Annotated in this window: 14 protein-coding genes and 1 pseudogene; 3 read left to right on the top strand and 12 right to left on the bottom strand. The window is 36.4% G+C overall.

What is annotated here, in order from left to right:
• A pseudogene (locus tag VLB74_RS04115) lies at nt 1-379 on the bottom strand (TonB-dependent receptor); the annotation flags it as partial.
• An 89-nt stretch (nt 380-468) separates the two neighbouring features.
• On the opposite strand from VLB74_RS04115, the gene VLB74_RS04110 reads away from it, so the two are divergent.
• From VLB74_RS04110 to VLB74_RS04100, 3 genes are read left to right on the top strand one after another with little or no spacing between them, the layout of a single operon-like run.
• Nucleotides 469-1,233: an MBL fold metallo-hydrolase gene (locus VLB74_RS04110; protein ID WP_325202194.1), complete on the top strand. Its 765-nt coding sequence runs from the start codon at nt 469-471 to the stop codon at nt 1,231-1,233.
• Nucleotides 1,234-1,235: 2 nt separating this feature from the next.
• Complete coding sequence (locus tag VLB74_RS04105) at nt 1,236-1,739, top strand: hydrolase (RefSeq protein ID WP_325202193.1); 504 nt, start codon at nt 1,236-1,238, stop codon at nt 1,737-1,739.
• A 48-nt stretch (nt 1,740-1,787) separates the two neighbouring features.
• A complete protein-coding gene (locus VLB74_RS04100) occupies nt 1,788-2,288 on the top strand; it encodes a hypothetical protein (RefSeq protein ID WP_325202192.1) in 501 nt (166 codons plus the stop codon).
• 26 nt (nt 2,289-2,314) lie between these two features.
• On the opposite strand, the gene VLB74_RS04095 is transcribed toward VLB74_RS04100, so the two are convergent.
• The 11 genes from VLB74_RS04095 to VLB74_RS04045 form a co-directional block, all read right to left on the bottom strand.
• Complete coding sequence (locus VLB74_RS04095) at nt 2,315-2,911, bottom strand: hypothetical protein (protein ID WP_325202191.1); 597 nt, start codon at nt 2,909-2,911, stop codon at nt 2,315-2,317.
• Nucleotides 2,911-3,555 (bottom strand): alpha/beta hydrolase, encoded by a 645-nt coding sequence (locus VLB74_RS04090; RefSeq protein ID WP_325202190.1) that lies wholly within the window; start codon nt 3,553-3,555, stop codon nt 2,911-2,913. Before VLB74_RS04090 ends, VLB74_RS04095 begins: the two co-directional genes overlap by 1 nt.
• Nucleotides 3,556-3,885, bottom strand: a complete 330-nt coding sequence (locus VLB74_RS04085) for a DUF4870 domain-containing protein (RefSeq protein ID WP_325202189.1) — start codon at nt 3,883-3,885, stop codon at nt 3,556-3,558.
• 6 nt (nt 3,886-3,891) lie between these two features.
• Nucleotides 3,892-5,145 carry a dihydroorotase gene (locus VLB74_RS04080; protein ID WP_325202188.1) on the bottom strand — a complete coding sequence of 418 codons (1,254 nt, stop codon included), beginning with the start codon at nt 5,143-5,145 and terminating at the stop codon, nt 3,892-3,894.
• Entirely contained in the window at nt 5,142-7,070 is a 1,929-nt protein-coding gene (locus VLB74_RS04075) for a vWA domain-containing protein (protein ID WP_325202187.1), read from the bottom strand. The genes VLB74_RS04080 and VLB74_RS04075 overlap by 4 nt, the downstream gene beginning before the upstream one ends.
• 146 nt (nt 7,071-7,216) lie before the next feature.
• Nucleotides 7,217-8,563 carry a DEAD/DEAH box helicase gene (locus VLB74_RS04070; protein ID WP_325202186.1) on the bottom strand — a complete coding sequence of 449 codons (1,347 nt, stop codon included), beginning with the start codon at nt 8,561-8,563 and terminating at the stop codon, nt 7,217-7,219.
• Nucleotides 8,564-8,679: 116 nt separating this feature from the next.
• Nucleotides 8,680-9,048 carry a response regulator transcription factor gene (locus VLB74_RS04065; protein ID WP_325202185.1) on the bottom strand — a complete coding sequence of 123 codons (369 nt, stop codon included), beginning with the start codon at nt 9,046-9,048 and terminating at the stop codon, nt 8,680-8,682.
• Between the two features lie 18 nt (nt 9,049-9,066).
• Nucleotides 9,067-10,317 (bottom strand): YaiO family outer membrane beta-barrel protein, encoded by a 1,251-nt coding sequence (locus VLB74_RS04060; RefSeq protein ID WP_325202184.1) that lies wholly within the window; start codon nt 10,315-10,317, stop codon nt 9,067-9,069.
• On the bottom strand, nt 10,314-11,747 hold the full coding sequence (locus tag VLB74_RS04055; protein WP_325202183.1) for a glycosyltransferase family 2 protein: 1,434 nt from the start codon (nt 11,745-11,747) through the stop codon (nt 10,314-10,316). Before VLB74_RS04055 ends, VLB74_RS04060 begins: the two co-directional genes overlap by 4 nt.
• On the bottom strand, nt 11,744-12,670 hold the full coding sequence (locus tag VLB74_RS04050; protein ID WP_325202182.1) for a HEAT repeat domain-containing protein: 927 nt from the start codon (nt 12,668-12,670) through the stop codon (nt 11,744-11,746). Before VLB74_RS04050 ends, VLB74_RS04055 begins: the two co-directional genes overlap by 4 nt.
• Before the next feature lie 422 nt (nt 12,671-13,092).
• Nucleotides 13,093-13,628 (bottom strand): TIGR02757 family protein (locus VLB74_RS04045; protein WP_325202181.1); only part of this gene is annotated, 536 nt, incomplete at its 5' end.

The raw sequence follows: 13,628 nt of genomic DNA, 5'->3' as shown, positions 1-13,628 counted from the left end.
CGATGGTTGCAACAGTGTTCGCATAACTGAAAAACATTTTGTCAGGATGCTTTTCACGATTCAAACGTTCCTCAATTAAGCGGGTTTCGTGTGAAAGCATTTTACGCAGACGGCTTTCGGTAACATAACGGCCGTCATCTTCTACACCATAAATGGCATCACTGAAATCTTTATCGTAAGCGGACATTGCTTTTGCAATAGTACCCGAAGAGCCTCCCGTACGGAAAAAGTGTCTTACCGTTTCTTGTCCGGCCCCAATTTCAGCAAAGGTACCATAGATGTTTTTGTTGAGATTTATTCGAAGCGCTTTGTCTGCAATAGCGGGTATAACTTCAATTTCGCGATCTCCTTTTAATTTAATTTCGCCGCTTAAATTCATAATGATTCCTTGTTATATCGACAAAGTTAGTGAAATAGCTATTTTTATAAAAGAGAAATAATCCTATTTTTGTAAAAAACACTACAATTTTGAAAGTATATTTTTTAGGAACCGGAACTTCACAAGGTATTCCCGTAATCGGCAGTCATCATTCGGTCTGTTTGAGCGAAGACATAAAAGATAAGCGATTGCGCGTATCGGTGTGGATTCATTGGAAAGATTACTCATATGTGATTGATTGCGGACCTGATTTCCGACAGCAGATGCTGGCTTCAAAATGTCAATCATTGGATGGGATATTGTTTACCCATGAACATGCTGATCATACGGCGGGCTTAGATGATATCCGGCCGTTTAACTTCCGCAAGGGACCTTTACCAATTTTTGCTCAGGACAGGGTAGTTGAAAGTCTGAAAAGACGTTTTGATTATATTTTTGAGACCGAAAATCGTTATCCGGGAGCACCATCAGTGACTGTAAATGAGATTGAAAACAATAAAACTTTTTTAATTGGAGACAAAACCGTCGTTCCGATTTCAGTCTGGCACGGGAGTTTACAGGTTTTTGGTTTCAGAATTGATGATTTTGCCTATTTAACCGATGTAAAAACCATCGATGAACCCGAAATTGAAAAACTTAAAGGGGTTAAGGTTTTGGTAATCAACGCGTTGCGGGAAGAACTGCATGCTACACATTTTAATTTGCAGGAAGCTTTGGATTTTATAGATTTGATACAGCCGGAACGTGCTTATTTAACACACATAAGTCACCTGCTGGGTTTCCATGAGGAAGTAGAGAAAAAATTGCCGGAAAACGTATTTTTGGCTTACGATAATTTAGAAATAACCATTTAATAATGAAAAGAGCAGTTTTATATTTATTTATTTTATCCTTGTTGTTTAATGTGTTTCAGTACATGAATTCAACAAAAATCCTTAAAACGCAAAGCAAGGAAATTGAAAGTGCGAAAGCAAAAACAAAAATGGTAAGAGATTCTTCCGATATTGTTTACAATCAGATGTTGGATGCTAATTATTTCTCTCTTGAAATGGATGATGAATCGATTAACTATTTTGAAAATTACAGCATTCCGGAACTGTCGGAAAAAATAAAAAACGAGTTATTGGCATTAAACGATAAACCGAACGGAAATCCACTTGTACCGTATGATCCGATTGATGGAAATAAATTTATTATCAATAAAATTAAAATATTAAATCATCGTTGGATTATTGCCGATGTGTATAGCGGACAGATTCGTGGCGAAATTTTAATCAAATATTTTGTAAACGAAAATAAGCCAACAGATTTTGAGACTATAGAAACGATTTTACACGCCCAAAATGCTCCTGTGCAATAAATTTGTAGTAAATTAGTCCTTATTTATAGTATTTAAATGTTTAATGACATGAAATCAGTTTTATCAATAATCCTGACAGCCATACTGTTTACTTCCTGTGATTTCATCCTAAAGGATCATTCCAAAGATGAGATTTTAATGGACCCAAAACCTGTTGTGCTTGGTACTGATAAAGATGAAAAAGGTTGTGTTACTTCAGCCGGGTATGTGTGGTCGGAAACCAAAAACGGCTGTATCCGTATTTTCGAAGAAGGCTTCCGATTAACGCCATATCATTCTCCTGCTGACACAATAGATGTAGACGGGGAACAGGCAACTTTAAACGCCTATGTTATTTTCAATGAAGAAAAATCTATAGCCGAATTGTTTTTACCGGATAGTAAAAAATCCATTTTGTTAAAACAGGATAACGACGAATCCCTGTATGTAAAAGATGATTGGAAGTTAGAAGCCAAGAAAGGTTATGTTCTTAAAAAAGGCAGTCAGATTGAATATGTTTCGGCTGTTGCCATAGAGAAGAAAATAACCGGTAGTGATACCGGTGAATAAAAAAAAGCTCCATTAGGAGCTTTTTTTTATTCGGGTAAATTTGTAATTGAATTGTTAAAATCAATCCCAGGATATTTTGTTTTTAGTTTAGCGTCAAAATCTATTTTATCGTCAGTAAATTTAACTAAACCTGTATTAAAGTGCCAAGTGCCCAGATAATTAAGGCTGTTTGGTTCTATTTTAAAGGTAAACATTATTAAATCTTCTTCTTTGATCTCTCCTTTTTTTACTTTCTCTTTGAATTCATCGGTTGATGTGTCAATTCCTTTGATTATTGGTTCAGTAAAAATTTCAGCTCCGTACATTTTACTTTTATACCATATATAATTCACTATTGCATAATGTCCAGGCTTTATGTAATAACAAAATTTGTTTTCTTTTGAGGTTTTCATTGCCGGTTTTACAATAAAAACGTACGATTCATTGGTTTCTAAATTTACAATTGAAATACTTTGTGGGAATCCGCCACTGCTAAAACCTAAACGTTGAATGAAATTTCCATAAATGATAGATTTATCAGATGATAATTTCCCGTTTATACCAACAAAATCAAGTTCAGAAGGCGTTTGACTTCTACTAGCAAACGAAATGAAAAAGCAGATAAAAAGAAGATGGAATTTCATTATTGTTGTAACCAATTTTTAAAGTCAAAGAAATTCTGTGGTGCCACACCGTGTCCAACCGGATATTCTTTGTATACAACATCCAATCCGAGATCTTTTAAAGCCCCGGGAGCTTTTCGTGCCCAATCTACCGGAATTACCTGATCTACAGTTCCGTGGGAAATAAAGAATTTCAGTTTGCTGATATCGTTGTTCTGGAAATTTTCTTTAAGGATGTCAAAGTTCAGATAACCGCTCAAAGCCACAACACGCTGAACTTTTTCAGGATAGGAAAGGGCAACGGCATAACTCAAAATAGTGCCCTGACTGAATCCAACCAAGGTAACGTCTTTTGGGTCTATAGGATAATTTGCAACCAATTCATCGATGAATGTCGCAATTAAATCGCGTGATTCCCTGGCTTCGTCATTATCAGAGAATTTATTTTCATCGGCATCAAAATGAATCGCGTACCAGGCATTTCCATAAGGCGGAAGCGGGTAGGGTGCACGCGCCGAAATCACAAAATATTCTTCCGGTAATTCCTGTGCGAAGGAGAATAAATCTTCTTCATTACTGCCGTAACCGTGTAATAACAACAGTAGCGGATTTTTCTCTTTTTTTATTTTGGGTTCTCTAACGAGATGGTACAGAGATGTGTTCATTTATGTAATGCTTTTAAACCATTTTTGAAAAAAAACTCCTAATAGCGGAATTGGTTTTGTCTCTCCTTTTACTGCTGAAATAATTCCAAATGCCCAAAGTACTGAAATTCCAATCCACATTGGAAATGTGACCATAAGTTGTTCGAATGGAGTTATAATTAAACCGATTCCAATAAAAGTAATGGTCAAACCTAATGCCTGACGAATATGGAAAGACGCAAAACTATTTTTACTTTCAGAATTCATTGACATTGCAATTAGAACTCCAACGCCCAAAATATAGCTTGTAATTGCTGTAGTTTTACCTTCTTCTACCGTGTTGTTTTCCATGACCGGTTAGTTTAAAATCAATTGGTTGTTATTGTAGATCCCGTAAGCACGTCCTTTCATAGGTTGACCTAAAAATGCCGAGTTTTTCGATTTTGAAAGAATGTTTTCTTTGCCGAACTCCCAATTCCCGTTTGGAGTAAATAATGATATATTCGCTTTGTTTCCTTCTTTGATAACGTGTTTTTCAATCCCGAAAATGTTTTTCCCGTTGGTTAATTTTTCAACGATGATTTCCAAAGGCAACACAGTTTGCAAGGCTCCGAAAGCACTTTCTAACCCAATGGTACCGTTTTTAGCATTATCGAATTCCATTTTCTTGTGTTCGATATCCAACGGATTATGATCAGAAGTAATCATATCAATAGTTCCGTCCAAAACACCTGCAATTAATGCTTTTCTGTGGTTTTCATCGCGTAATGGCGGAGTTACTTTATATCTTGTGTCAAATCCGGTTAAAACATCGTCAGTCAGAACTAAATTGTGAACTGCAACACTGCAGCTTACTCTCAATCCCTTGGCTTTTGCTGTTTTAATCAATTCTAATGATTTTGCAGAAGAAATCGTCGGAATATGCATTTTTCCACCGGTATATTCCAATAAAAACAGGTTTCTCGCGATTTCAAGTTCTTCAGCTAATGCCGGAATTCCTTTTAATCCCATGCGGGTGCTTACCAAGCCTTCGTGAACCACACCGTTTCCTTTGATCGTTTTGTCCTGGCAGTAAGCAAGTACCAATCCGTCGAAATCCTGAACATATTGCAATCCGATTTTCAAAATATTAGCATTGTCAGAATTCTTGTTATAGTCACCAAAAGCAATGGCTCCGGCGTTTTTCATATCAAACATTTCGGCTAAATCATTGCCTTCACTGTTTTTGGTAAAAGCTCCGATTGGGTGTAGTTGCGTAGCAAAACCGTTGGCTTTATTCATCACAAAACTTACCTGCGACTGATTGTCGATTACCGGAAGGGAATTTGGTTGCAAAGCTACATTGGTAAATCCGCTTTTTGCTGCGGTTGAAAGTCCGTTTGCAATAGTTTCGCGGTCTTCAAATCCGGGTTCACCGAAGGAAACCGAAGTGTCAAACCAACCTTGGGAAACGTGAAGGTCTTCTAATTCAACCACGTTAAGGTTTTCATCATTGGAAAGGTTTTGTCCTATTTTGGTTATGATTCCGTCGATAATTTTAATGTCGGCTTTTTGATTGTGATAAGCACTTTCGTTATCGATAATAGTTGTGTTTTTTAAAATTACGTTCATTTTACGAATTTTTGGATCAGTAGTTCGAGTACTAGAAATAGTAGTGTTGCCAGTATAAAATAGTTCCATATTTCATTGCCAGTTCGGGCTGAATGGATGTCATTGAAAACAGCCTCTACAGAAGTTACGGATGTAAAATTATCAAATATATTGTCGTTGATCAAGCTTAAATCACTCTCTGTTCTGGGGTGATTGAAACTGATTTTTTTCAACACCTCTTTTCCCTTTATCACCGAGAAATTACCTGCCTGCTCTGGGTAATCCCCAAATGTCAATTTGATTTTATTGTTCAGGATTTGCTGCATCGGAATGAAATCCGAATTGTCATTAGCTATGGTAACAACTTCATCTTTAGATAGTAAGGTGTCTAAAATTAAATTTTGGTTTTCACCGATAGTAAAGGCCGAAATTCCTGTCTTCTGATTGTTCTGTGCCATATTAAAAAACGTAGGAACAATTAAAGGTGAGTTTTGGAAATTGCTGTTGGTCTTGTTTATCGGAGCAGAGAAAACATAAAGATGCCCAATTTTGTTGGTTGTCGAACTTAAGAAAAACGACTGATCAGCATAACTTAAAACCGGAGATCCGCTGCTATTGGTACTAAATGCCACGTTTACTTTAGGGTACTGGAAATTATCGGTTTTTCTTTCGAATACGGTTTTGTATAACGGATGACTGAAAGCTATTTTCGTAATCTGTTTTTCCTGATTTTGCAGTGATCCAAATTGAATAGCACTGAAATTACTCAAAAAAACATTGATGTTTTGAGTGTTACTTTCAGCAGACGGGATTAAAACCACATTGCCGCCTTTTTCATAAAAGGATTTCAGTGTTGTACTTAAGGCTTGGGGAATGTCTTTGATTTCATTCAGTACAATTGCATCCTGTCTTTCAATTGCGTTGTAATCCAAACCGCTGAGTTCCGTTGAGGTAAAAATGAACTCATCCGGCGTATAAATACGGGAAAGAAAATTGTTTTTAAGGCTTTCGCCGATGGCAATAACATTCGATTTTTCAGGTTTTGAGATGCTGAAATAATAGGTGTTGTCATAACTCAAACTATTGTCTTCAATGGAAACATAACCGTGAAAGTCTTTTTTCGGTAAATTGAACTGAACCGATTTTTTGTTTTCTTCGAGTTTTGCCACAGTTTTGGCAACAAGATTTTTTCCGTTGTAAACAGACATGGGGATGTCATTCTCCAGGTGGCCAAATCCTTTTACATCGACTTTTATTTCATAAAATGTTTCCGATTGACCGCTAATGGAAACCCCTTCAATACTCACATTATTTTTGTTTTCTGCCGATGGGATCCAATAGTAAACCGGAGAATTTTCATTAAGCTTTTCAAGATTCTTTGATTGCACGTTAACGGCATCGGTAATGATAAAAATATCTTTAGGGATGTTGTGTTTTTTGGTCTCAATTTTGGTCAACAGAAAATCCAACTGAAAAGGAGTAGCGCTGTATTTCAGGTTTTGAAGATCTTTCTGAATCGATTTAATATCGGTATCCCAAAAAGTTTCAGTATTGGTAATCAGTGAAAAACGATAATTTCCGGGAGTGTCCTCCAATAGTTCCTGAACAGATCGTTTTAATAATTCACCACGACTGCCTTTGGCCTGCATTGAAAATGAATTATCGAGTATGATAACCATTTCGTTTCCGGAATGCTGACTATCTTTCGCTTTAAAAAAAGGCTGTGCAAAGGCAATAATCAAACAGGCTAATAAAAGCAAACGCGTTGCCAATAACAACCATTTTTTGATTTTGGAACTCTTTCGGGTTTGAATACTGAGTTCTTTCAGGAAGCGAACATTGGTAAAATATTCGGTTTTAAAGCGTCGTAATTGAAATAAATGCACCAAAATTGGTATCACCAATAAGAAAAGGAAATACAGAATTTCGGGATGTTTGAATTGCATTTATTTTTTAAGATTTTTCAAAGATAACTATTTTTTAGTATTCAGCCACAGTCGCAGTATTCAGTTTTTGTAATCTGGTTTTAGTATTCTGTCACAGTCACAGTATTCAGTTTTTGCAATTTGCTAACTGCGACTGTCAACTGCAACTATTTCTTCTTCCTCTTCTGCGCTCGTTTTTTCTCTACCGCTCTGTTTCTTGGCGCCGTTTTTCTCGGTTTTGTCTTTCCGGGACCTCCAAGATTTACTTTTTTGTTTTTATCCGATTTTTCATGAAAAGCAGCACCACCATCCAGTTTTACCTTTTTCATTAGGAATTTGACTTTCTTCTTGTCTTTTTCAAATTCCAATCGTTTTTCTTCGATGGTTATTTCTTCCGGAATCGGTAGTATTTCCAATTCCTTCTCCATTAAAAGTTCGGCTTCAATCAGGAACTCTTCCTCGGAAGGAGAAATCATACTGATGGCAATACCATCTTTGTCAGCACGACCGGTACGTCCAATACGGTGAATGTATTGCTCCGGAACTTCTGAAAATTGCATATTGATTACGTGTGTAATGTCGGAAATATCCAAACCACGTGCCATGATATCCGTAGTTACGATTCCGCGGATTTCGCCTGCCTGGAAACTCGCCATGGTATTCAAACGGTAATTCTGTGATTTATTGGAGTGAATAACGCCGAATTGCCCCGAAAAATCCTCTTCCAGCAGGTCCATTAAAATATCCGCTACTTTTTTATTGTTGACAAACACCAAAAGGCGTTCCATGCTCTCATCTTCTGCAAGTAAATGTTTCAGTAAATTGACTTTAGTTAGGAAGTTAGGCACATGGTAAGCCAATTGCTGGATTTTCTCCAAAGGCGTTCCTGATTGTGCCAAAGACACTTCTTCCGGAAAATCGAAATATTCATCCAAAAGTTCATCAACTTCATCGGTCATGGTTGCCGAAAACAGAATGTTCTGACGTTTAGGGCGCATCATCGAAAGGATGGAAGTAATCTGGAATCGGAAACCTAAATTCAGGATTTCATCAAACTCGTCAATTACTAGTTTCTGCATTTCGTCAAAGCGGACAACGTTGTCTAAAGCCAAATCCATCATACGGCCCGGCGTTCCGACTAAAACGTCAACGCCTTGATATAAGGATGTTTTTTGTGTGTTGATGTTTACACCCCCATAAACTCCTAAAACACGAACCGACATATATCTGGTCAGTTTTTCCACTTCTTCGGCAACCTGAACTACTAATTCGCGGGTTGGAACGATAATCACTACTTTAGGAGTGTGAGTAGGAGTGAATTTCCATTGTTTTAAGATGGGAAGCAGATAGGCATAGGTCTTACCGGTACCGGTTTGGGCAATTCCCATCACGTCGCGTCCCGACATAATCACCGGAAAGGATTTCACCTGAATTGGTGTCGGGGTAGTTAAGCCCAACTCATCAATGGCTTTCTGTAAGGATTTTGGAAGATTGAATTGCTCAAAAGTACTCATAAAACGTATATTTTGTGCAAAGATACGATTTCTGAGCAAGTTATTGTCAATTGGTTGTTAATGTCGTGAATTGGGGAATTATCCACGGCAAATAATATAGTATTGAGGTGAAGTTGTTACGCTTCTTTGTGAATCAGTGTGTTGACCTTTTCTATCAGTTCTTTAGGGTCAAAAGGTTTGGCAATAAATTCATCAACGCTTAGATTGGCTGCATCGATAACCGTTTGGTCTTCTTTACCCAAAGCCGAAATCATGATTATTGGTGTTTCCGGATAATTAGTTTTTGCAAACAATGCTATCTCATGGCCTGATTTAAAGGGCATCATGATGTCTGAAATGATCAGATCCGGAGTAACCGCGTTGATTTTTTCGATACCTTCAATACCGTCTTTAGCAACATGGGTTTCAAAACCTTCTTTCTTCAGAAGAAAATCCAATATGTTGATGATAATTTTATCATCTTCAATAATCACTATTTTTTTCATGCGCAATCGAATTTTGGTTTAAAATTTATACTGTATAGAAAAAAACAAATCAAATTCATTTTGGTAATTATCCGGGGTGTATTCCTGATGGTTTAGAACTCCCTGTAACCCTAAACAATAGTGTTCCCATAAAAGTTTGTAATAACCGGCTCCGATTCGGAATGAATTTAAGGAAACCCTTTGTTGTATCTGCCCCAGAGTTACTCTTTCGTCCGGCGATGTTCCGTAACCTGCAATCACGGTTACATAATCGAATTTTGTATCAAAATAATACCTGGCTGTTGCTGTAAAAGCCGGGTACATTTTGTCCTTTTCCCATTGCCAGTAGGATTTCAGATTGAACCAATAAGGTCCGGTATATTTTCCGATTCCTACCACTGCTGCATACAAATCAGCATCGGCGGTATTTATGTAACGGGCTCCTAAATCACCTTCCCAACCTTTACCGAGGTTTCTGTAATAAGAATAGGAGAGACGCAGTTTTGGAAATATTATTTCATCACTGATGGCTACATTGGCAAAGGAGTAGCTTTTTTTTCCGGTTGTGAAATAGGTTTCAAATTCATATTGGAAACCGGAGTTGACACTACTGCCATTATAACGTCGGTCAGCATAATTGATACGTCCTATCAGGGTTAGTTTTTTTCGTTCACGAACATATTGCAATCCGACCAAATGCCAAGGACCAACTTCGTCACGGCTAAATGTAGTATAGTTATAACCCAAACCAATACGGTCTGAAACCGATTTCAGTTTTAATTCGGTCAACTGATTTTGCAATTGCTTATCATCAGGATATTTTTCGGTTAATGACGTTAAATAGGCAATCGTTTTTTCATCATCTTTTTCTAAAGCGATGGCATCCGATTTCAGCAGATAAAATTCTTTTTCCTCCGGATAAAAAGAGATAGCCTTATCTAAAACGATAATGGCATTATTACTGTTTTTCTCTTCAATCTCTAACTTGGAAAGGTAACTGAAAGCCTCTTTGTATTTTGGATTTTGAGCGATCACGTGATTAAAATAATAACGTGCACTGTCCTTTTGTTGGGTAAGCCAATGCGCTCTTCCTAAAAGAAGGTGGAAATCAAGATAATTGGGAGCATTTTTGATTCCAAGATGCGATAACTCTTTAGCTTTTGCGTAGTTTTTAGTTGTATTTAACTCAAACGCCGCTTTTGTCAAAAGACTGTCAGTATCAATTTTTTGTGCTTGTAAAGTAAGAACACAAATCAGATTCAAAATGATTGTAAGTACTATGTTTTTCACTGTAACTGCGTTGAATTTTTAAAACCTTTTCGAGACATGACTCCCCATTTTTGTTTCTTTCTTATCATATAATTCCAATAGCCTTTTAGTGAGGCATACACATTCAAAGGATGATAAATGAAAGGTTCCAAAAATGCTAATACTATTAATCTGAAAATTTCCTTAATATTTGAATAATGCTGGTAAATCAGCTGATCTAAAAGAACCGACAATAAAGTTACGGTAGTGTAGAACAGATAGATAAAAGCACTGACAATCAGTAGGAAATTGTAGTTGATGTCAAAATAAAGAAAGTCTAACAATAAGACAGCTAACCCTATGACTTCCAATACCGGAACAACAAATTCAAAGAATACAAAATACGGGAAAGCAAGCATTCCGGTTTTACCGTATTTCGGATTCAGAAATACTTTTCGGTGTAAAAATAAAGTCTGAATTAAACCTCGTGACCATCTTGTGCGTTGTTTCATGAACAAATCCATAGTGCTTGGAACTTCAGTCCAGCAAAGGGTTTCGGGAATATATTTTATCAGGAAATCTTCCTTTTTATCGTGCATGTACTTTCGTATGCGCGTAATCAGCTCAAAATCCTCACCTAATGATTTATGCCAATAACCACCTACTTTAATAACCGTTTCTTTGTCGAACATTCCTAATCCCCCGGAAACTAAAAGCAGGCTGTTCATTTTACTCCAGGCCATTCTTCCGAAAATAAAGGCACGGATGTACTCCAATTCCTGAAATCCTGCGAAGAAATTTTTCGGATAATGTGATTTGTAAAGTTCACCGTCTTTGAATTCACAAGAGTTAGACGTACGAATCGTTGCTCCGGTTGCAATTACTTTTTCGGTGTTTTCAATGAAAGGCTTGGCTAAAATAGCTACAGCGTCTTTTCGTAAAATACAATCCACATCGGTACAAAGGAAAAGCGAATATTTAGCCGAATTAATTCCGGCGTTAGTTGCATCCGCCTTACCGTTACCGTTAACTTTATCAATGACCAATAATTTAGAATAGATCGGATTGGTCGATTTGTAATGCGCTTTTACAGGTTTCGTAACTATTTTCTCCTGATAGAAAAAATCGACTTTCACCAAACTGAATTCGGATATAAGTAATTCAAGTGAATTGTCTGTACTTCCGTCGTTTATGATAATTACTTCAAATTTCGGATATTCTTGAGAAAGCAATGATTTAACGTTGTAAACGATGGTAGCCGATTCGTTATAAGCCGGTGCTATTATGGAAACACCAACGGTATGGTTTGACTTAACCAATACGTCTTTGTGTAAATAGTACTTTGAGTTGTAATATTTTTTAATGGCCAAATAAGACATCAGCGCCAATAAAAGGTATAATATCACATAGCTTATGGAATAATAAGCTGCGAAATTTTCGTAATGTTTTATGAAGAATTCTAACGTTTTCAATTCAGATAAGGATTAGTTGCGTGTAATACAATTTTACCGACGATACCGTCTTCTGTTTTATCACCTGTAGTGAAATTTTTAAAGTAGGTTGGGTCAATTTTATTGATACAGCTTACTATTTCAAACTTGATTTCCAAATCATTTTCCTGAGTTAAAATTCCCGATGCAAATTCGATGGTCTTTTGATTTCCGATAATCCCTAACGTTTTTAGGCAGGAAATTTTATTTCGCTTATTTGTTTCTGTCGGATAATGGTTGATGAGGATTTGATTGGCTTCAGCTATTTTTAATTCACGTATTGCCAATAAGGTTTCTTTCCGCACTAAAACATCTTCATTTACTAATAGATGCTTTATTTGCGGGATATCTAATTCTTTTTTATAGCGAATCATTAATTTCAGCGCCAGAATCACAATGGAATTATTGCTGTGGGAAATCCATTTTACTATGTTTTTAGGAAGTTTGGATTTTTTCTGGTAGATAATATCCAGGATTTTCAGCTCATCTGCTCTTGAAATTTTTTCTGTATAATTGTCCAAAACTCCAAATTTTTCATCAGACAGGGCTATGGTTGCAATCAGGGCGTTTGAACGAAGGTATTTGTTTTTAGCTTCTAAAAGTGTGGTAAGCTGCCCTTTTTTAATTTTATAGTCCAAAACCTGGAAATGGTAAATACCCAATGATTTGAAATACCATCTTCGGTCGTTAAACAGTTTTCTGCTGTAACTCTGCAGTCCGAAATATTTGTAGATTGATAAAATCCTGTTTTGATCTAACCCATGAATATTTTGTTTGAAGTGAATCAGTTTGTTAAGAATCAGATACCTGCACCATTTTTCCTTGTACGGAATTATGGTTTTGAAATCGGCAATCTTTTTCTTCAGTTCTTTGGAATTGTAAGTTGAAAAAATAATTTCTGTCAAAAAATCATTTACCAAAGCATCAATCTCTTTTTTCTTGGAGGTTAATTTTTCTGATTTATATCGATTGATAATTAGAGAAAAAGTCAATGTGATTACTAGCAGAATAAAAATAGGAATTAAGACAAATTTTAAAAGCAGGAAAATACATTCAATTGAATTGCAGTCAGTTAAATCCATAGGATTAAGACTGTTAAAGAAATCTGTTACTGGTTTTAAATTTAATTCCCCTATTTTAGCGGCTATGCCTAGACGTTTGTCTTTAAGTAAAAAAAAAGTAATATTAAACATACAAAATAATCACAAAATCAATGTTATTATAGGATTTACATAACAGATTTGGGGGCTGTGATTGAAAAATCATCAAAATTTCAGGCAAATATAAAGATAAAATTAATTGAATGACAATTAAAAGTTGATTTTTGTTAAAATTCTTCAAAAATTCCCAATCCAAAAAGAGCGAAGTCATATTTCACGGGGTCAGCCGGGTCAAGCAGTCTCAAATTTGTGTCTAATTCCAAAAGAGCTTTGGCATCATTTTGTTTTCGTGTAAGTAAATTCAGTTTTCTGGCTACGTTTCCTGAATGCACATCTAAAGGACAAGAGAGTTTAGAAGGAGTGATGCTTTTCCAAATCCCAAAATCAACACCTTTATTGTCTTTTCGGCACATCCAGCGCAGGTACATATTGATTCTTTTTGCTGCCGAGCCGTTCAAGGGATCCGGTAAATGCTTTTCAGTTCGGGGTAAGTGATTGATTTCGAAGAATATTTTTTTGAATTCGGATATGCTTTTCTGCATGGAGTTTTCTTCCTGGTGCAATGCAAAAACAGTTTCCAATCCGCCGTGATTTTTGTAAATGTTCTGAAGGCTTTTGATAAATCCGATAAAATCCTGGCCGTTGAACGTTCGATGTACAAAATTCTCAAGTCGTTCCAGGTCTTTTTCGGTGTGACTCATTA

Origin of the sequence: Flavobacterium sp. (genome assembly GCF_035456225.1) — a bacterium.
Lineage (GTDB): Bacteria > Bacteroidota > Bacteroidia > Flavobacteriales > Flavobacteriaceae > Flavobacterium.
This window is presented reverse-complemented; position numbering and strand designations above follow the sequence as displayed.